The 19,122-nt window shown below is 71.7% G+C and carries 11 protein-coding genes; 7 read left to right on the top strand and 4 right to left on the bottom strand.

Annotation, left to right across the window (positions count from 1 at the left end):
- Positions 1-96: 96 nt before the first annotated feature.
- On the bottom strand, positions 97-978 hold the full coding sequence (locus OG885_RS11590; protein ID WP_399950797.1) for a MurR/RpiR family transcriptional regulator: 882 nt from the start codon (positions 976-978) through the stop codon (positions 97-99).
- Positions 979-1,145: 167 nt separating this feature from the next.
- Between OG885_RS11590 and OG885_RS11585 the strand changes: the two genes are divergently transcribed.
- Positions 1,146-1,910, top strand: coding sequence for a sugar isomerase domain-containing protein (locus tag OG885_RS11585; RefSeq protein WP_405730069.1), 765 nt, complete (start codon positions 1,146-1,148; stop codon positions 1,908-1,910).
- Positions 1,911-1,987: 77 nt separating this feature from the next.
- Here the strand turns inward: OG885_RS11585 and OG885_RS11580 are convergent, their stop codons facing one another.
- Positions 1,988-5,023 (bottom strand): beta-N-acetylglucosaminidase domain-containing protein, encoded by a 3,036-nt coding sequence (locus tag OG885_RS11580; RefSeq protein WP_405742694.1) that lies wholly within the window; start codon positions 5,021-5,023, stop codon positions 1,988-1,990.
- A gap of 130 nt (positions 5,024-5,153) precedes the next feature.
- Here OG885_RS11580 and OG885_RS11575 point away from each other — a divergent pair, with 130 nt between their 5' ends.
- The 5 genes from OG885_RS11575 (at position 5,154) to OG885_RS11555 (ending at position 15,011) form a co-directional block, all read left to right on the top strand.
- Complete coding sequence (locus OG885_RS11575; RefSeq protein WP_405730067.1) at positions 5,154-6,350, top strand: MFS transporter; 1,197 nt, start codon at positions 5,154-5,156, stop codon at positions 6,348-6,350.
- Positions 6,351-6,378: 28 nt separating this feature from the next.
- Positions 6,379-8,142: a glycoside hydrolase family 35 protein gene (locus tag OG885_RS11570; RefSeq protein ID WP_405730065.1), complete on the top strand. Its 1,764-nt coding sequence runs from the start codon at positions 6,379-6,381 to the stop codon at positions 8,140-8,142.
- On the top strand, positions 8,142-10,460 hold the full coding sequence (locus OG885_RS11565) for a beta-galactosidase (protein ID WP_405730063.1): 2,319 nt from the start codon (positions 8,142-8,144) through the stop codon (positions 10,458-10,460). Before OG885_RS11570 ends, OG885_RS11565 begins: the two co-directional genes overlap by 1 nt.
- A gap of 113 nt (positions 10,461-10,573) precedes the next feature.
- Positions 10,574-11,647 carry a LacI family DNA-binding transcriptional regulator gene (locus OG885_RS11560; protein ID WP_405730061.1) on the top strand — a complete coding sequence of 358 codons (1,074 nt, stop codon included), beginning with the start codon at positions 10,574-10,576 and terminating at the stop codon, positions 11,645-11,647.
- Between the two features lie 223 nt (positions 11,648-11,870).
- A complete protein-coding gene (locus tag OG885_RS11555; RefSeq protein WP_405730059.1) occupies positions 11,871-15,011 on the top strand; it encodes a SpoIIE family protein phosphatase in 3,141 nt (1,046 codons plus the stop codon).
- Between the two features lie 433 nt (positions 15,012-15,444).
- Here the strand turns inward: OG885_RS11555 and OG885_RS11550 are convergent, their stop codons facing one another.
- Together OG885_RS11550 and OG885_RS11545 are read right to left on the bottom strand one after the other, a co-directional pair.
- Positions 15,445-16,938, bottom strand: a complete 1,494-nt coding sequence (locus OG885_RS11550; protein WP_405730057.1) for a sensor histidine kinase — start codon at positions 16,936-16,938, stop codon at positions 15,445-15,447.
- Complete coding sequence (locus OG885_RS11545; protein ID WP_405730055.1) at positions 16,935-17,687, bottom strand: response regulator transcription factor; 753 nt, start codon at positions 17,685-17,687, stop codon at positions 16,935-16,937. The genes OG885_RS11550 and OG885_RS11545 overlap by 4 nt, the downstream gene beginning before the upstream one ends.
- A 90-nt stretch (positions 17,688-17,777) precedes the next feature.
- Here OG885_RS11545 and OG885_RS11540 point away from each other — a divergent pair, with 90 nt between their 5' ends.
- Positions 17,778-19,118, top strand: a complete 1,341-nt coding sequence (locus OG885_RS11540) for a ferric reductase-like transmembrane domain-containing protein (protein ID WP_405730052.1) — start codon at positions 17,778-17,780, stop codon at positions 19,116-19,118.
- Positions 19,119-19,122: the final 4 nt, after the last annotated feature.

Here is a 19,122-nt window from a genome sequence, read left to right as displayed (position 1 = left end):
CGGAGCCCCATCCTGGCATCGCGAGGATGATTCAAACAACCATCTTCAGTTATCTCTGGTGGTTCATCCATGCAAAGCCAGCTCGGTGCAGGGGCGTCAGCGACCCCGGCGGCCCTTCACCGCATGCTGCGGAATGATGTGGTCGGTCAGCGCCAGCGAAGTGCTCGCCCGCTGGTAGGAGAGCTGGGCGACCCGGACGTAGAGGCAGTCCAGCAGTACCAGCACCGAGTGCCGGCCGCCGATGCCGGTGAGGAAGTTGGTCTCCGAGGCGGACGAGATCAGCCGGATGTCGGCGGACCTGGCCAGCGACGAGCGCGGGTCGGACGTGATCGCCACCGTCGTCGCGCCGCGCTCCTTGGCCAGCTCGAACGGTTCGACCGTCTCCCGGGTCGCCCCGGAGTGCGAGATGCCGACGGCCACGTCCGCCGGGGTGAGCAGGGCGGCGGACGTGGTCGCGCCGTGCACCTCGGTCCAGCCGCGCACCGCGCAGCCGATCCGGAACAGCCGCGTCTCCGTCTCCTGCGCCACGGCCCCGCTGCCGCCGACCCCGTACACGTCGATGCGCCGGGCGCGCGCCACGGCCTGCGCGGCGCGCTCGATCGCGTCGAGGTCGATCCGGTCGATGGTCTGCTGCACCGCGCGCAGGTCCGCGTTGCCCACGACCTGCACGACCCGCTCCAGTGAGTCGTCGGGGGAGATGTCCGGGCCGATCTCGGCGGTGCCCCAGTCGGAGACCTGGCCGCGACCCCGCTCCTGGGCCAGTTCGATCAGCAGATGCTGGTAGGAGTCGAGCCCGATGGCCCGGCAGAAGCGGGTCACGGTGGCCTGGGAGGTGCCGGTGCGGCGGCCCAGCTCGGCGGCCGAACAGTGGGTGACGGCGGCCGGATCCTCCAGGATCAGCTCGCCGACCTTGCGCAGGGAACCGGCCAGCCGGGGCAGCTCGGTGCGGATCAGTGTGGTGACGTCCGTCGGGGGCATGGGGAGAAGGTACCAGCCACCCTACGAGTGGCTGTCTGAATACCAGGACCGGAAATCGACGCCCGATTGAACGCATCGGCCACCCTGTGATTTATTGATTCATCGATAGTGGGCTACAGGGTGGTTCAATCCATCAGTTCCATCCATCAGCGGGGAGTGAGTGTCACGTGTCCGTCGATTCCGTCAGCGCCCAGGGCTTCGCACAGCAGAGCCTGGCCGTCCTCCAGCAGATCACCGAGTCCGGCCGCGAGGACGTGGCCCGGGCCGCGGAGCTGATCGCCGACTGCGTCCGCTCCGACGGTGTGATCCAGGCCTTCGGCACCGGCCACTCCCAGGCCATGGTCCTCGAAGTCGCGGGCCGGGCGGGCGGGTTGGTCCCCACCAACCGTATCCAGATCGCCGACCTCGTCCTGTACGGCGGCGACGCGCCGAGCGTCCTCGACGACCCGCTCCTCGAACGCAGCCCCGGCGTCGCCGCCCGCCTCTACGACCTCGCGGCGCCCCGCCCCGCGGACCTCTTCGTCATCGTCTCCAACTCCGGCGTCAACAACGTCATCGTCGAGATGGCACTCCACGCCAAGGAGCAGGGTCACAAGATCCTGGCCATCACCTCCCTCGCCCACACCCACGCCGTCCCCGCCGGCCACGCGAGCGGCAAGAAGTTGGTCGACCTCGCGGACGTGGTCCTCGACAACGCGGCCCCGCGTGGGGATGCGTTGTTGGAGTTGCCGGGTGGGGGTGCGGTGTGTGCGTTGTCGACGTTGACGGGGGTGCTGTTGGTGCAGATGGCGGTGGCGGAGGCTTCGGCGTTGATGCTGGCTGCGGGGGAGCGGCCGCCGGTGTATGTGTCCGCCAATGTGCCGGGTGGGTTTGAGGGGAACCTGGAGTTGGAGAAGCGGTACGCCGGGCGTATCCGACGTACCGCCAGCTAGAGGCGGCGGGGAAAGTGTGCGGCTGAGTGGGGGCTGGTCGCGCAGTTCCCCGCGCCCCTAGAAGAATTGCCTCGTCGTCACTTCAGGGGTACGGGAGTCAGGGCAACCGCAAGCGGATAGGCGCCGGTTGTGAAAGCCGTGCCGGCGTTGCCCGTTCCGGTATCCACCGGCACCAAAGTGTTGCCGTCGGCCGTTGTGACGTACGCCGTCCTACCGCTCCAATCCAACCCCACGTCGAACGCCGACCTCCCCACCGTCACCTTCGTCCCCGGCGCGCCCGTCACCGTGTCCACCGGTGTGACGTAGTCCCCGGTGCTCGGGCTCACCCACAGGGTGCGGCCGTCCGGTGACAGGCCGAGGCCGTACGCCTGGCCGGTGACCAGGAGGGTCGGTTCGGTGTCGTTCGTCGCGGTGTCGATCGGAGTCACCGTCGAGCCGCCCGAGTTGGACACGTACACCGTTCTCCCGTCCGGCGCGGCGACCACGTTGAAGGGCCGGGGGCCGACCGGAATCGCGGTACCGGCCTTCTTCGTGGCGAGGTCGACCGGGCTGACCGTGTTGTCGTGGATGTTGGCCACGTACAGGGTCGTGCCGTCCGGTGTGATCGCCATGTTCTCCGGGCCGTCGCCGACCGCGACCGGAGAACCCGCGGTGAGCGTGCCGGTGTTCACCGGCTGCACCGTGCCGTCCGTGTAGTTGGCGACCCAGAGGGTTCCGCCGTCCGGCGTCAGCGCCAGCCCGGCGGGGACCCGCCCCACGGCGACCGTGGCGGTGACGGCACCGTTCGCCACGTCGATCACGCTGACCGTGTCGGAACCCTGGTTGGCGGCATAGGCGGTACGTCCGTCCGCGCTGACCACGACCTCACCCGGGTTGGCGCCGACGGCGATGTTCCTCGTCGTACCGGAGTCCAGGTCGATCGAACTGACCGACGCGCCACTGAAGTTGGCGGTCAGTGCTCTCAGTGTGCCCTCGCCGTCCGTGACCTGGACGGGTAGGGCCCGGTCGAGGATGCCCGTCCCCGACACGACCACCGAGTGCACGCCCTCGCTCACGCCGGTCAACGCGACCGTCGCCGAGGCGCTGCCCCCGGCCGGGACCGTCGCCGTGCCCTCGGCCGGGGAAGCGGTGACCCCGTCCGGAACGTCCAGTTTCCAGCTCACCGTCTTCGCGGATGTGTCCGAGAACCGCAGCGTGACCGTCGCGGAGTCGCCCGGCTTCAGGGACACGGACCCCGGGGAGAAGGCGGCGTCCACGCCAGGGTCCGGCGCGTTCTCCAGCATCGTCGTGTAGAGGAACTGATCCATGACGCCCGGCGAGACCTGTTCCGGGATCGCGTCCAACTCCTTGCGCTGGGAACGTAGTTGGTTCCAGTACCTCGACACCGCATCGCTGTCGCCCGCTTTGTGGGCCAGCAGCAGATCGACCGCCGTCCGCCCCGCCGTTCCGTATCTGCCCAGCTTGTCCAGCCAGGCCGAAGTCTCCGTCAGGAAACCGGGGTTGGCGAGCCGGGCATGCAGGTGCGCGGGAGTCGCCGCCATGTCGGTGAAGTACGCGCGGAGCGCGGCGGCGGCCCGGTCGAGGCCGCTGTCGTCCTCGTACGCCTTGCGGAACGCGGTGATGAGCGCGCTCAGGGTCGGGGACTCGGTCGGGTCGAGCTGGGAGGAGTAGTTGTTCTCGGCGAAGATCCGCAGCCATTTCGCGGCGTCGGGCCCTGCCAGATCCTGGACGGAGGCCAGGAACGCCTTCCGAGGGTCGTAGGCCTCCGGGTTCCAGAGGTAGGCCGCCGACGTGAACAGGGCCAGTTTGCTCGCCTCGCCCTGGACCATCGGGTTGGCGGTCACGCCGATCGCCCCGTTCGCCGGGCTCGCCACGCCCGGCTCGCGGCCGGTGTAGGGGCCGAGGAGGAGGCGGCTGGTGACGTAGTCGTTGACCGGGTAGTTGTCCCAGATCAGGATCGGGTGGCCGAACACCTTCCGGGCCTCGGTGACTTGGGCGGTCGTGATGGTCGGCGCGATCACCCCGACGCCGGTCCACTCCACGACCACGGACGGGTCGAGCTTCTCGCGCAGGGCCGTCTTGTAGGGGGAGTCCGCGAGGTCGGAGTACTCGGTCGGGACCATCTCCAGTGGTTCGAGGCCCGGGTGGTCGGCCGTGAAGGTGTCCCAGGCCGTGTTGAGGAGATGCGCCTGGGCCGTGCCCGCCGCGCCCCCGCCCGTGCCGAACTTCTCCTCGTCCTCGGCGCAGTTCCACTTGGTGTAGCTGATGTCGTCCAGCGGAACGGCGAAGGAGCGCACCCCGATGGCGTACAGCGAGTCGAACTTGCGGGTGAGGGCGGCGATGTCGGCGGCGGAGGAGTAGCAGACCGACAGGCCGGGGGAGAGAGCATAGGTGAAGCGGACGTGGTTGGCGGCGGCCCGGTCGACCAGTTCCTTCAGCTGGGCCAGTTCGGCCGCCGGGTATTCGTCGCGCCACTGGGCGCGCAGATACGGGTCGTCCTTGGGGGAGTAGACGTACACGTTCTGCTTGGTGCGGCCGTAGAAGTCGAGTTGGCGGAGGCGTTCGGCGTGGGTCCACGGGGTGCCGTAGAAGCCTTCGATCACGCCGCGCAGCGGGGCGGTGGGCCAGTCGCGGATGGTGGCCTGCGGCAACTCGCCTTGTCCGGCGAGGAGTTGGCGCAAGGTCTGGGCGGCGTAGAAGGTGCCCGTGGTGTCGGAGCCGGCCAGGGCGAGGACGGTGCGGCCGTGGGTGCGGCCGGAGGCGAGGGCGTAGCCGCCGGAGGGGAGGCCTTGCGGGGAGCGGGCGCCCAGGCGTCTGAGGGCGTCGGTGGTGCCGGGGCCGTCGAGGTAGACGGTGAAGGCGGCCGACGCGGGTGGTGTGTCGACCGGCACGATGCGGTCGGCGCCGGCGGCGCGCAGGGCGGACTCGACGACCTTGCGGGCCGAGGGGTCCGTTTCCGGGCCGACGACCTCCACGACCCGGTCGGGGACCGTGAACCGGCCGGGTCCCGTCTGCATGTTCTGCGGCTGCGGCCACACCGCGGGTTTGCGCGAGTCGGAGGCGGCCGACGCGGTGGGGGCCAGGGTCGGAGTGGTGGTGAGACCGGCGGCCATCAGCAGCACGGCGGCCACCCTCGCTGATCTCGTCGAGCGTCTACGAAAGGTGAATTCATCCACCGAGCGAGTGTATGGATGCTGATTGAATCATTCAATGGTGCCGCTGTCGGCAATCTTGACGGGCCGGATGTTACCGGTAACATTTCCTCTCGTGCTGAGAGAGACCCGCGATGTCGAAGCCCCCGTGTTCAGCCCGGCCGCCGTCGTCGCCTCCTGCGTCGGCTTCGTCCTCATCGGGGCGTTGCAGGCGCTGTACGGCCCGGCGATCCCCGCGTTCCGCGCGGAGTTCGGGCTGTCCCCGTCCGGTGCGGGGCTCGGGCTCAGCGCCCACTTCGTCGGCGGGGTGGGCGGGGTGCTGCTGTGCGACCGGCTCTACGGCTGGGTCGGCAACCGGCGGCTCCTCGGCGGCGCGTACCTCCTCATGGCGGCCGGGGCCGCGCTCTTCGCCCTCGCGCCGAACTGGCCCGTCGCCCTCGCCGCCGCCCTGCTGGCCGGGCTCGGCTTCGGCGGCATCGACTACGGCCTCAACCAGCTGTTCGCCGTCGGCTTCGGCCACCGCTCCACCGCCATGCTGAACATCCTCAACGCCCACTTCGGCATCGGCGCGATCCTCGGCCCGGCCCTCATCGGCACGGTCGGCGCCGCGCACTACCCGGCCGTGTTCGCCGGCTTCGCGCTGGCCAACCTGCCCCTGCTGTGGTGTCTGAAGGGCGTACGGGACCGGGCACCGCAGCCGTCCGAGGGGGCGTACGACACCGGCGGCGCCCTCGGCCGCAGCCTCGCCTCCGTGCTCGGTGTGTTCGTCGCCCTCTACGTCCTGCACGTCGGCATCGAGGCGGGCGTCGGCGGCTGGGAGCCCACCCATCTGGAGACCGTCGGCTACGGCGCCGGGGCCGCCGCCACCGCCACCTCCGTGTACTGGCTGATGATGACCGTGGGCCGGTTCCTGATCGCCCCGATCGCTCTGCGCTACTCGCCCCAGACCATCATCACCGTCTCCTGCACCGGCATGACGATCTGTCTGCTCTTGCCCTCCGTAGGCGAGTTGGCGCCCTACGCCTACGCCGGCGTCGGCCTCTTCATCGCGCCGATCTTCCCCACCGGCCTGCCCTGGCTGCACCGGGCCGCCCCGCGCGCCCGGCGCGCCGGAGCCCTGGTCATCGCCGCCTCCATGGTCGGCGGAGTGGTGGCCGGGCCGGCGCTCGGCAAGGCCATCGAGTGGTCCGGAGTGGAGGCCGTACCGCTGCTTCTCGGAGGTGTCTCGGCGCTGTGCCTGGCCGCGACCCTCTGGCTCATCCGCAGTACCCGAACGCACTCGCACTGATTCCACGCGCACTGAAGGGAAGTCCCGCATGTCCGCACTCACGACCACCTCCGACGGATTTCTGCTGCACGGCGAGCCATTCCGCATCGTCTCCGGCGCCATGCACTACTTCCGCGTCCACCCCGACCAATGGGCCGACCGGTTGCGCAAGGCCCGTCTGATGGGCCTGAACACCGTCGAGACGTACGTCCCGTGGAACGCCCACCAGCCGGACCCCGAGGGCGAGTTGGTCCTCGACGGCATCCTCGACCTGCCCCGCTATCTGGCCCTCGCCCGCGAGGAGGGCCTCAACGTCCTGCTGCGCCCCGGCCCGTTCATCTGCGCCGAGTGGGACGGCGGCGGCCTGCCCGGCTGGCTCACCTCGGACACCGACATCGCGCTGCGCAGCTCCGACCCCCGGTTCACCGCCGCCATCGACCGCTACCTCGACCAGCTGCTGCCCCCACTGCTCCCGCACATGGCGGCACGCGGCGGCGCGGTCATCGCCGTCCAGGTGGAGAACGAGTACGGTGCCTACGGCGACGACACCGCCTACCTCAAGCACCTCGAACAGGGCTTCCGCGACCGGGGTGTCGAGGAACTCCTCTTCACCTGCGACCAGGTCAACCAGGAGCACCTGACCGCCGGCAGCCTGCCCGGCGTCCTCACCACCGGCACCTTCGGCGGCAAGATCGACTCCGCCCTCGCCGAACTGCGCACCCACCGGCCCGAAGGCCCGCTGATGTGCGCGGAGTTCTGGGTCGGCTGGTTCGACCACTGGGGCGGCCCGCACCACACCCGCAGCGCCGCCGACGCCGCCGCCGACCTGGACCGGCTGCTGTCCGCGGGCGCCTCCGTCAACATCTACATGTTCCACGGCGGCACCAACTTCGGCTTCCGCAACGGCGCCAACCACCACCACACCTACGAGCCCACCGTCACGTCCTACGACTACGACGCCCCGCTCAGCGAGTCCGGCGACCCCGGCCCCAAGTACCACGCCTTCCGCGAGGTCATCGCCCGCCACGTCCCCGTACCGGACGAGCCGGTCCCGGCGCCCTCGCGCAAACTCGCCCCACTCACCGTCGAGTTGGACCAGCGCGCCCCGCTGCTCCCGCACGCCGCCACCCTCGCCGCACCCCTGCGCACCGAGTCCCCGGCGATGATGGACGAACTCGGCCTCGCCTCCGGCTACGCCCTCTACCGCGCCGTCCTCCACACGGCCGGCCCCGGCCTGCTGCACTTCACCGGCGGTGTCGGCGACCGCGCCCAGGTCTTCGTGGACGGCGCCCCCGTCGGCGTCCTCGAACGCGAACGCCACGACGAGACCCTCGCGGTCCACGTGCCCCGCGCCGGCGCCACCCTGGAGGTGCTCGTCGAGAACATGGGCGGTGTCAACTACGGCCCCCGCATCGGCACTCCCAAGGGCCTGCTCGGCCCCGTCACCCTCAACGGCGCCGCCCTGCACGGCTGGGACTGCCACCCGCTGGCCCTCGACGACCTCGCCGCCGTGCCGTTCGCACCGTCCGACGCGGCCACCGCCTTCGAACCGGCCTTCCACCGGGGCACCTTCGAGGTCGCCGAACCCGCCGACACCTTCCTGTCCCTGCCCGGCTGGACCAAGGGCCAGGCCTGGATCAACGGCTTCCACCTCGGCCGCTACTGGAACCGCGGCCCCCAGCACACCCTGTACGTCCCCGGCCCGGTCCTGCGCGCCGGCGGCAACGAGCTGATCCTGCTCGAACTGCACGCCACCACCGCCACCCGTGCCCAGCTGACCGACAGCCCCGACCTCGGACCGGTGAACCCCTGATGGCCCACCACCGCCTGCGCGTCCCCGCGGCGCCCCCACCCCCGCTCACCGGCCATCTGCCCTTCACCGACGCACCGGGCGTCCCCGACCCGATCGAGGTCACCAGCCGCTATCTCACCCGCGGCGGCCGCCCCTGGTTCCCGGTCTCCGGCGAGTTCCACCTCACCCGCTACCCGGCCGCCGTGTGGGAGGAGGAACTGTTGAAGATGAAGGCGGCCGGAGTGACGGTCGTCGCGAGCTACCTCATCTGGATCCACCACGAGGAGACCGAGGGCCGCATCCGCTTCGACGGCGACCGCGACCTGCGCCGCTTCGCCGAACTCTGCGCCCGTCACGGCCTGGACTTCATCCCGCGGATCGGGCCCTGGGTGCACGCCGAGGTCCGCAACGGCGGCCTGCCCGACTGGGTCCTGGCCCACGACTGCGTCCCGCGCACCGACGACCCGGCCTACCTGGAGCTGGTGCGCCCCTGGTACGCGGCGATCGCCGAACAACTCCACGGCCTCGACCGCGCCCACGGCGGCCCGATCGTGGCGATCCAGATCGAGAACGAGCTCTACGACCAGCCCGGCCACCTGCTCACCCTGAAGCGCATGGCCCAAAAGGCCGGCCTCAGCGCACCCCTGTGGACGTCGACCGCCTGGGGCGGCGTCCAGCTCCCGCCCGACGAACTGCTGCCCCTGTACGGCGGCTACACCGAGACCTTCTGGACCGAGGCCGACGGCGGCTGGCCCGACACCTGCCGCAAGCACTTCTTCTTCACCCACCAGCGCGACGACGAGGGCATCGGCGCGGACCTGCGCCCGGTGACCGCCGTCCGGGGCAGCGCCCCGGACGCCTCCGCGGACCGATTCCCCTGGGCCACCTGCGAGTTGGGCGGCGGGATGGCGGCCTCCTACCACCGGCGCCCACGCGTGGACGCGGCCGACATCGCCGCGCTAGGGCTCACCAAGATCGGGTGCGGATCGGTGTGGCAGGGCTACTACATGTTCCACGGTGGGACCAATCCGGTAGGGGAGTCGACGACCCTTCAGGAGTCCCATGCCACGGGATATCCCAACGACCTGCCCGTGCTGACGTACGACTTCCAGGCCCCGCTCGGCGAGTACGGGCAGTACCGGCCGGTGTACGACGAACTCCGGCTCCAGCACCTGCTGTTGGCGGACTTCGGTCAGCTGATCGCGCCGATGGCGAGCGTGCTGCCGGCCGAACAGCCGCGGGGACAGGGGGACCGGGAGACGCTGCGGTGGGCGGTGCGCGGTGATGGTTCGTCGGGGTTCCTGTTCGTCAACAACCACCAGCCGCACGAGCCGTTGCCGGATCACCCGGCGACTTCCTTCGGTGTCGCCTTCGAGGACGGGGAGTTGAGCTTCCCGTCCGAGCCGGTGACCGTGCCGTCCGGGGCCTCGTTCTGCTGGCCGCTGCGGCTGGACGTGGGCGGGGTCCGGCTGGAGTGGGCGACGGCTCAGCCGGTCTGCACGGTGGAGGACGACGGCCGAACGGTGCTGGTGCTGGCCGCGGTTGACGGGATCGCTCCTGAGGTGGCCCTGGTGGGCGCGGCTGCTGTTTCGGCTCCGTCCGGGGAGGTCTCGTACGTGGACGGCCGCGCTCTGGTCACCGGGGTGCGGGCCGGGACGGACGCGCTCGTCGAGGTGGAGACGGTGGGCGGGGAGCGGGTGGGGCTGCTGGTGCTGGACGCGACTACGGCTCGTACCGCCTATCGAGGCGTGCTGTGGGGCGCCGAGCGGTTGGTGCTCGCGGACGGCGGGGTCGTCTTCGACGCGGACCAGATGCGCGTGCACAGTGCCGTCGAGCGGCCGTCGTACGCCGTGTTTCCCTCGCCGAGGGGCGGTGGGGTGCGGGACGGGGTGTTCACGCGGTTCGTGCTGGAAGGAGGGTCCAGTGACGCCGGGTCGGCCTCTGTCCGTCTCGTTCGGGCCGCCGGGTCTGCGCCTGAGGCGGTGACCGGGGTCATGGGGCGGGCGAGTGTGCCTGAGGACAAGTGGTTCGAGACGGTGGCGGCGGAGTATGTCGTTTCGCTGCCGGATGAGGTGCCGAGCGGGACCTTGTTGCGGATTCACTGGGCGGGGGATGTGGGACGGGCTTATGTGGGGGACGTCCTTGTCGCCGATCAGTTCTATTCGGGGCGGGTGTGGGACATCGGGCTGGATCGGGTGCCGGAGGGAGAGTTGAGGGTGCGGGTCCTGCCAGGGGTTGAAGGGGACGGTGGTGTGTATGTGGCGGAAGGGGGACGCCGGGACGTCGCGGTCGTCGAGCGGGTGGAGTTGGTGACCATTCGCCGTTGGGCTGTGCGGTGAGTTGTCGGGTGCGGGTTCGTCGTGGCTGGTCGCGCAGTTCCCCGCGCCCCTGAAGCGGCGTTGCGCAGCCGTATGCTGTGGGCGACCCGGTCCCCTTCAGAGGAAGTGACCCGATGAACCCTCGGTCCGCCGACTCTCCCGCTCCCAAGGGGCGCAGTCGACGTAACTTCGCGGGGGCCCGGCCTGTCATGGATGACGTGGCTCGGATGGCTGGGGTGTCCAAGCAGACCGTTTCCCGGGTGCTCAACGAGCATCCCGCTGTGCGGGACGAGACCCGGGAGGCGGTGCGGGAGGCGATGCGGGTGCTGGGGTACCGGCCCAGTGCCAGCGCGCGGTCGCTGGCCAGTGGGCGGACCCGGATGGTCGGGGTGATCTCCTTCGACGCCGCCCGTTACGGGCCCGCCAGCATCCTCACCGCCATCAACACCGCCGCCCAGGAAGCCGGTTACCTGCTCAGCTCCATCGCCCTCGACGACACAGCCGACCACGCCACCGTCGCCGAGGCCGTGCAGCGGTTGTCCGCCGAGGGTGCCGACGGGGTGATCGCCATCGCCCCGCAGCACCGGGTGGGGCAGGCGCTCGCCGACACCCGGCTCGGCACCCCGCTGGTCGTCATGGAGAACGAGATCAGGGGCGGCACGCCCCTCGCCACCGCCGACTCCCGGGGCGGCGCCCACAAGGCCACCGAGCATCTGCTGACCCTCGGGCACGCCACCGTGTGGCACATCGCGGGGCCGGCCGGCTGGACCTCCGCAGACCAGCGGGTGGCCAGCTGGCAGGACACCCTCAAGGCGGCCGGCGCCGAGATCCCCCCGCCGCTCGCCGGCGACTGGAGCGCCGACTCCGGCTACGCACTGGGCCGGGAGCTGGCCCGCCGCACGGACGTCACCGCCGTGTTCGCCTCCAACGACCAGATGGCCCTCGGGCTGCTGCACGCCCTCCATGAGGCGGGCCGCCGGGTCCCCGACGACATCAGCGTCGTCGGCTACGACGACATCCCCGAGGCCGCCCACTTCCTGCCCCCGCTGACCACCGTACGGACGGACTTCGCGGAGATCGGCACCCGGTTGCTGCGGCTGCTGCTCGACCGGATCGACGGGCGCGCCGAGGCCGAGAAGGAGGACGAGTCGATGATTCCCGTCGAGCTCGTCGTGCGGCGCAGCTCCGGGCGGCCGGGGCGGGGCTGACGGTCGGTCCGGCCGGGTGGTCACCCGTTCGGGGGTGGGGAAAGGGGCCTGGTCGAACGCGGGTGCGGGGTGTCGAATGTCGGGGCGAAAGATACGCCCGAGGCATCCCCGGACTTTGTTGTGATCGGCGTCACAAAAGGTCTACCGTGAAATGGCTGGGAGGACTCCGCCGGGGGCGAGCCGAACGGAGGCACGCCACCTGGCCCACCTCCGGGTGAGGGAAGTGATTCTGTTGTCCGTCTCCTGGGACGACATCGGTGGGCTCGTCGACGCCCACGAACGATTCCTGGCCGGTGCGCGGGTCGACGCGGACGTCCGGGACTCGGTCCTGGACTCCTGGAAGCGGTGCCGCTCCGCGGGGCTCGAACCGGACCAACTGCTCGTGCCCTACGCCTCCGACCTCACCCTCGACGACGCGTTCCTGCACGCCGCCGACCCGGTCCTCGCCGACCTGGCCGTCTCGCTCACCGACGCCGGCACGACCATCGCCGTGTGCGACGGCCTGGGCCGGATGATCCAGCGGCTCGGCGGCGGGCGACGGTTGTGCGACCGGCTCGACGAGGTGCGGTTCGCCCCCGGGTTCGACGCGTCCGAACGGGTCGTCGGCACCAACGGCGTCGGCACCGCGCTCGCCGAACGCGGCCCCGTCTACGTCGTCGGCCGGGAGCACTTCGCCGACTGCCTCCAGCCCTTCGCCTGCGCCGGCGCACCCGTCCGCAACCCGCTCAGCGGACGCATCGAGGCCGTCCTCGACCTCACCTGTCTGCGCGACGAGGGCGATCCCGCGATGCTGCGGCTGGTCCGTGAGGCCGCGCACGCGATCGAGGCCCGGCTGCTGGACCAGGCCACCGAGCGGGAGCGGGCGCTGCTCGCCGCGTACCGGCGGGCCGTCGGCGCCTCGACGGGGTGGCGGCAGCCCGCGCAGGGCTCCGACACCTACGGCGACGAGCTGAGCCGCGTCGACCGGGCCGTCCTGCGCGAGAAGGCCGAGGAACTCCTCGCCTCGCCGCACCGCACGCTCGACGAGGTCACCCTCTCCGGCGGCCGCACCGCCACCCTGCTGCGCCGTCAGGTGCAAGGCGCGGCGGGCGAGACGGGCGTCGTCGTCGAGGCCCGCATCCTCGGCAGCCCCCGGCTGCGCCAGGTCACGGTCACCACGCGTCCGGTGTCGGTCCAGGCGCTGCCCGTGTCACCGCCGCCCGGGCCGGCGCCGGCCTCCTCCCCGACGCCGACACGGGCGGCGACACTGACATCGGCATCGGCATCGGCATCGGCCGCGACCGCGACACCGGTCCCGACGCTGACCCCGGCCCCGACCCCGGCATCGGCCGCGACGTTGGCTTCGGCGGCGGCGGGGACTGCTGTACCAGCTTCGGCGGCGGCCGGGATTGCGGCACCAGCCTCGGTCTCGGCCGCGACTGCGGCATCGGCCCCGACACTGCCCCCGGCCCCGGCCCCGACATCGCCCTCCTCCCGGACATCGCCCTCCTCCCCGGCTGCGCCCCTGCCCCCGTCCCCGACCGCGCCCCCGGCCGCGCCGCGGGGCGGCACCCTGCGCACCGTCGTCCGGACCGGTGGGGACGGGGAGCGAGGTGCGGGCGGTGAGGTGGCTTCGGCGGCCGGCGCGACGCCGCTGCTCGCCGACGCCCGCCTTCTCCTCGTCGGCGAGCCCGGCGTAGGGCGGCTCGCCGTACTGGCGCGGCGGCGGCTCGAGTTGCTGCATGATGCCGGGGTGCGGATCGGCACCACCCTCGATGTCACCCGCACCGCCGAGGAGCTCACCGAGGTCACCGTCCCCCGGTTCGCCGACTTCGTCGCCGTCGATCTGCCGGACACGGTGCTGCGGGGCGAGGAGCCGGGGCCGCTCGGCGCGGACACCCCGTTGCGGCGGGTCGCCCTGGGCGCCGTACACGAGGAATCGCGGCTGCATGCCGTCGGGGACACCGTGCAGTACGTCGCGGCGACCCCGCAGGCCCGCAGTCTGGACGCCCGGCAGTCCGTGCTGGAGCCCGTGCCGGCCGCGGGCGGTGGGTGGTTCGCCCAGGACCCGGCGCGCGGTGAGCGGGTCCTCGGGGCCGGCGTCCACTCGCTGATCACCGTGCCGCTGCGGGCCCGCGGCGCCACGCTCGGTGTCGTCGGCTTCTACCGCGCCGACAAGACCGCGCCGTTCGAGGACGACGACCTCGCCCTCGCCCAGGAACTCGCCGGCCGGGCCGCCATCTGCATCGACAACGCCCGCCGCTACACCCGCGAGCACAACACCGCGCTCGCCCTGCAGCGCAGTCTGCTGCCGCGAGGCCGCTCCGAGCAGAGCGCCGTCGAGGTGGCCTGCCGCTATCTGCCCGCGCAGGCCGGGGTCGGCGGGGACTGGTTCGACGTCATCCCGCTGTCCGGGGCCCGTGTCGCGCTGGTCGTCGGGGACGTCGTCGGACACGGGCTGCACGCCGCCGCGACCATGGGGCGGTTGCGCACCGCCGTCCACAACTTCTGCGCGCTCGATCTGTCGCCCGAGGACCTCCTCACCCACCTCGACGACCTGGTCGGCCGCCTCGACCGCGGTGAGGGCTGGGCGGCGGAGAACAGTCCCGACTCCGGGATCGTCGGCGCGACCTGTCTGTACGCCGTCTACGACCCGGTGTCCCGGCGCTGCACCCTCACCCGCGCCGGGCACCCGTTGCCCGCGGTCGTCGACCCCGACGGCACGGTGACCTTCGTCGACCTGCCGTCCGGGCCGCCCCTCGGGCTCGGCGGGATGCCCTTCGAGACGGTCGAGCTGGAGCTGGCCGAGGGCAGCCAACTCGTCCTCTACACCGACGGGTTGGTCGAGGACCGGCACCGTGACATCGACACCGGTCTGGAGCAGCTCCGCACCGTCCTAGGGGGCGCCGGGCGTCCGCCGGAGGAGACCTGCGAGGCGGTCCTGGACGCGCTGCTGCCGGCCCGGCCGAGCGACGACGTGGCCCTGCTGGTCGCCCGCACCCACGCCCTGGACTCCGACCGGGTCGCCCAGTGGGACGTGCCGAGCGACCCGTCGGCCGTCTCCCGCTACCGCGCCGCCGTCACGGAGCAACTCGCCGCGTGGGGCCTGGAGGACCTCTCCTTCACCGCCGAACTCGTCGCCAGCGAACTGGTCACCAACGCCATCCGCCACGCGACCGGCCCCGTCCAACTCCGCCTGCTCCGCGACCGGGCCCTCATCTGCGAGGTCTTCGACGGCAGCAGCACCTCCCCGCGACTGCGCCGCGCGAAGAACGAGGACGAGGGCGGCCGCGGCCTCTTCCTGGTCGCCCAACTCACCGAACGCTGGGGCACCCGCTACACCCCGGAAGGCAAGATCATCTGGACGGAGTTGCCCCTGCCGTAAGCCGGCCGCCCCGACGCATTCAGCGGTCGACCCGCCCCCAGACGTAGCGTCACGAGGAGGCCGGCGACTCATTGCGCGGCGATGTCACCGTCCCGACGGCGATTCAATGCGCGGCAGGCGCACCGTGACGACGGCGACTCGTCGCGCGGCAGGGTCACAGTGACGGCGGCGACTCACCATGCGGTCCGCCCACCGGCAGCGCCTCGTAGGCAGCGACTCCCCCCGCAGCCCGCTCCACCGTCGGCCCGCCCCAGCGGCGCAGCGTCACGCTGAGGCCGACGACTCACCGCGCGGCAGGCGCACCGTGACGACGGCGATTCACTGCGCGGCAGGCGCACCTGACGACGGCAACACGCCGCGCGGCAGCCTCACGGTTACGACGGCGATCACGGCGCAGGCCGCCCAGCGGCAGCCCCTCCCTGGCCGCTTCGGCTCAGCCCGCGGCCCGTTCCACCGTCGGGCCGCCCGGTGGCACCGGCACCGGTCCGCCCAGCGGCAGCGTCACCGTGAAGACTGTCCGGCCCGGTTCGCTGCTTACCTCCACGGTGCCGTCGTGTGCCCGTACCAGTGAGCGGGCCACGGCCAGGCCCAGGCCGCTGCCGCCGCGGTCTCGGCTGCGGGCCTTGTCGACGCGGTAGAAGCGGTCGAAGACGCGCTCGCGGTCGGCCGGCGGGATGCCCGGGCCCGAGTCGATGACCTCGACCCGTGCCCGCCCGGCGGCCACGGACACCGTCAGGCACACCGGTGTTCCGGCCGGGGTGTGGATGGCCGCGTTGGTGAGGAGGTTGTCCAGGACCTGGCGGATGCGGTGGGGGTCGACCCGTAGGGATACCGAGTCCGGGCCGTCCGCCACCGTCAGCGGGCGGTCCGGGTGGGCCGCGCGGAACGCGTCCGCCGCGTCGTGGACCAGCGTCACCAGATCCGTGTCGGCCGGCCGCAGCGGGGTCTCCACCTCGGCCGCGTCCAGGCGCGCGAGCAGCAGCAGGTCGTCGAGGAGGACGCCCATGCGGGCCGCCTCGGCGCGGAGCCGGGCCAGATGCTTGTCCCGTTCCTCGGGGGCGTTGGCGGCGGCGTACTGGAAGAGGTCCGCGTAGCCCCGTACCGACATCAACGGCGTGCGCAGTTCGTGGGAGGCGTCGGCGACGAAACGGCGCAGCCGCTGCTCCACCTCCGAACGCACCGCGAGCGAGCGGTCGATGTGCTCCAGCATCGTGTTGAACGCGGTCCGCAGCTCCTCGACCTCCGGGCCACCGCCCTTGCGGTCGGCGCGCAGCGGCAGTCGGGCCGCCGACTCCGTCAGATCGTGCGAGGCGATGCCGTGGGCCGTGGACGCCATGTCGCTCAGGGGTTTGAGGCCGCGTCGCAGCACCTTGCGGCCGAACAGGACCAGGGCCAGCAGGGCGAGGCCGAAGGCGATGACCTGGACGGTGATCAGCTGGCCCACGGTGTCGTCGATGTCGTCCATGGGCGCCGCGCTGACCAGGATCACCCCGGGTTCGACCTCGCAGGCGCGCAGCCGGTACTCGCCCGCGCCCGCCAGATGCTCGGTGCGGGTCACGTCCGTGCCGCCGCCGGCGGCGGTCTTGACCTCGGCCACCGCCGTGAACTCGTCGACGTCCTTCGGCAGGTCGGTCGGGTCCTCGGGCGTGCGCAGTACCGGGGCGCCGTCCTTCACGTCGTACACGGCGTAGTACCAGCGCCAGTACTTCTTGCCCGCGAGGCTGCCGGACTCCGCGATGCTCTTGGACTGGGCGACCTGGGCGATCGACAGCTGTTCGTTCAGCTGGTTCGACAGGTAGTCGCGCATGTATGTGGTCAGGACGGTGCCGACGACGCCGAACACGACCAAAGCCAGTGCGCCGAGCCCCAGCGCGAGCCGCGTGCCCAGCCGCATCCGCCGGTACGCCGAGCGCAGCCGCCCGATCACTCCGAGGCCTGCCGGATCACGTACCCGAAGCCCCGCACGGTCTGGATCAGCGGATCGTCACCGGTCTCGTCCAGCTTGCGGCGCAGCCGGCTCACCACCAGCTCGACGACGTTCGAACGGCCCCCGAAGCCGTACTCCCACACATGGTCGAGGATCTGCGCCTTGGTCAGCACGGTCGGTGACTTGCGCATGAGGTAGCGCAGCACCTCGTACTCGGTCGGGGTGAGCGTGAGCAGCTTCCCGCCGCGCCGCACCTCGCGGGTGTCCTCGTCCATCGTGAGGTCCGCGACCCGCAGCACCGAGCGCTGGAAGCCGGGGCCCGCCGCGCGCCGCAGCACCGTCCGCAGCCGGGCCATCAGCTCCTCCACCGCGAACGGCTTGACCAGGTAGTCGTCCCCGCCCCTGGTCAGCCCCGCGACCCGGTCGGCGACCGCGTCCCGTGCGGTCAGGAACACCACCGGCACCATCGTGCCCGAGCGTCGTAGCCGGTCCAGGACCCCGAAACCGTCGAGGTCGGGCAGCATCAGGTCGAGCACCACGATGTCCGGGTGGAACTCCGCGGCACGGCTCAGCGCCTCCTCGCCGGAGTTCGCGGTCACCGCCTCCCAGCCCTCGTAGCGGGCGACCGTCGCGACGAGGTCGGCGATCGGCGGGTCGTCGTCCACGACGAGGAGTCGTACTTTTTCCACCCGTTCATAGTGCGGCACGTCGCCCCACAGACCAGAGCCGTATCCTCCCCGAGGCCACATCGATAACCACTTGAAAGTTGTACGACAGCTTTTCGACAGGTCGCTCAAGCGAAGCTCTAGTCCCAGGCCCCGATCAAGGAGCTCCGTTCCGTGACGACGACCGTCAAACCGCCCACCGCGCCCCCCACGGCGATACGGCCCAAAGTGGTGGCCCGCACGGGCCTGTACGGCCTGATCGCCGCGAACGTGGCCGTGGTGACCGTCTTCTTCGCCCAGGCCGGCTTCGCCTCCAACGCGCTGATCGTGCTCGGCCGCCTCTTCGGCCTCTACGGCGCCCTCTTCATGGCCTTCCAGCTGCTGCTGGTGGCCCGGCTGCCCTGGCTCGACCGCCGCATCGGCATGGACCGGCTCACCTCCTGGCACCGCTGGACCGGCTTCAGCATCCTGTGGGCGCTCCTCGCGCACGCCGTCTTCATCGCCTTCGGCTACGCCGAGGGCACCGACATGGGCCCGATCGGCACGGTCGTCGACCTCGCCGAGACCACCGAGGGCGTGCTCCGCGCGCTCGTCGCGCTGGGGATCATCATCGTCGTCGGCGCCGTCTCGGGCCGCTGGGCCCGGCGCCGGCTCGCGTACGAGACGTGGCACTTCATCCACTTCTACACGTACGTCGCCGTGGTGCTCGCCATCACCCACCAGATCGCGGCCGGTACGACCTTCGCCTCGTCCTCCGTCGCCAGGACCTACTGGTACGGCGTGTGGACCGTCGCCCTCGGCGCGGTCGTCCTCGGCCGCGCGGTGCTGCCGCTGTGGCGGAACCTGCGCCACCAGTTCCGGGTCGAGGCGGTCGTCCCCGAGTCCGACACCGTCGTCTCGATCTACATCACCGGCCGTGACCTGGACAAGCTGCCCGCCCGCGCCGGCCAGTTCTTCCTCTGGCGGTTCCTGACCAAGGACCGCTGGTGGCAGGCGAACCCCTTCTCCCTGTCGGCCGCCCCCGACGGCCGTACCCTCCGCCTCACCGCGAAGGCCGCCGGCGCCGGCAGCGCCGCCCTGCGCCACCTCAAGCCCGGCACCCGCGTCTTCGCCGAGGGCCCCTACGGCGCCTTCACCGCGCTGCACCGCACCCGCCCGGAGTCGGTCCTGATCGCTGGCGGCGTCGGCGTCACCCCCATCCGCGCGCTCCTGGAGGAACTGCACGGCCACGCGGTCGTCATCTACCGCGTCGCGAACGACCGCGACGCCGTCCTCTACGACGAGCTGCGCGAGCTGGCGGCGGCCAAGGGCGCGGAACTGTACCTGGTGAGCGGCCCGGTGACCCCCGACAAGCTGGCGCCGGGCGAGCTGCGGCGCCTGGTCCCGGACATCGCCGAGCGCGACGTCTTCCTGTGCGGGCCGCCGCCCATGATGAACGCGGTGCTGCGCAGTCTGCGCGAGCTGAACGTGCCCAAGGCGCAGACCCACTTCGAGCGCTTCAGCCTGGCTGGATGAGGAA

Source organism: Streptomyces sp. NBC_00028 (genome assembly GCF_045041065.1).
In the GTDB taxonomy this organism is placed as follows: domain Bacteria; phylum Actinomycetota; class Actinomycetes; order Streptomycetales; family Streptomycetaceae; genus Streptomyces.
The sequence above is the reverse complement of the archived record's forward strand: the minus strand, read 5'-3'. Positions and strand labels throughout refer to the sequence as shown.

Excerpts from the sequence above, each read along its gene's own strand:
- OG885_RS11575 (WP_405730067.1), top strand. The coding sequence starts at position 5,154 with ATGTTACCGGTAACATTTCCTCTCGTGCTGAGAGAGACCCGCGATGTC.
- OG885_RS11565 (WP_405730063.1), top strand. The coding sequence starts at position 8,142 with ATGGCCCACCACCGCCTGCGCGTCCCCGCGGCGCCCCCACCCCCGCTC.
- OG885_RS11560 (WP_405730061.1), top strand. The coding sequence starts at position 10,574 with ATGAACCCTCGGTCCGCCGACTCTCCCGCTCCCAAGGGGCGCAGTCGA.
- OG885_RS11580 (WP_405742694.1), bottom strand. The coding sequence starts at position 5,023 with ATGGCCGCCGGTCTCACCACCACTCCGACCCTGGCCCCCACCGCGTCG.
- OG885_RS11590 (WP_399950797.1), bottom strand. The coding sequence starts at position 978 with ATGCCCCCGACGGACGTCACCACACTGATCCGCACCGAGCTGCCCCGG.
- OG885_RS11545 (WP_405730055.1), bottom strand. The coding sequence starts at position 17,687 with ATGTGGCCTCGGGGAGGATACGGCTCTGGTCTGTGGGGCGACGTGCCG.
- OG885_RS11570 (WP_405730065.1), top strand. The coding sequence starts at position 6,379 with ATGTCCGCACTCACGACCACCTCCGACGGATTTCTGCTGCACGGCGAG.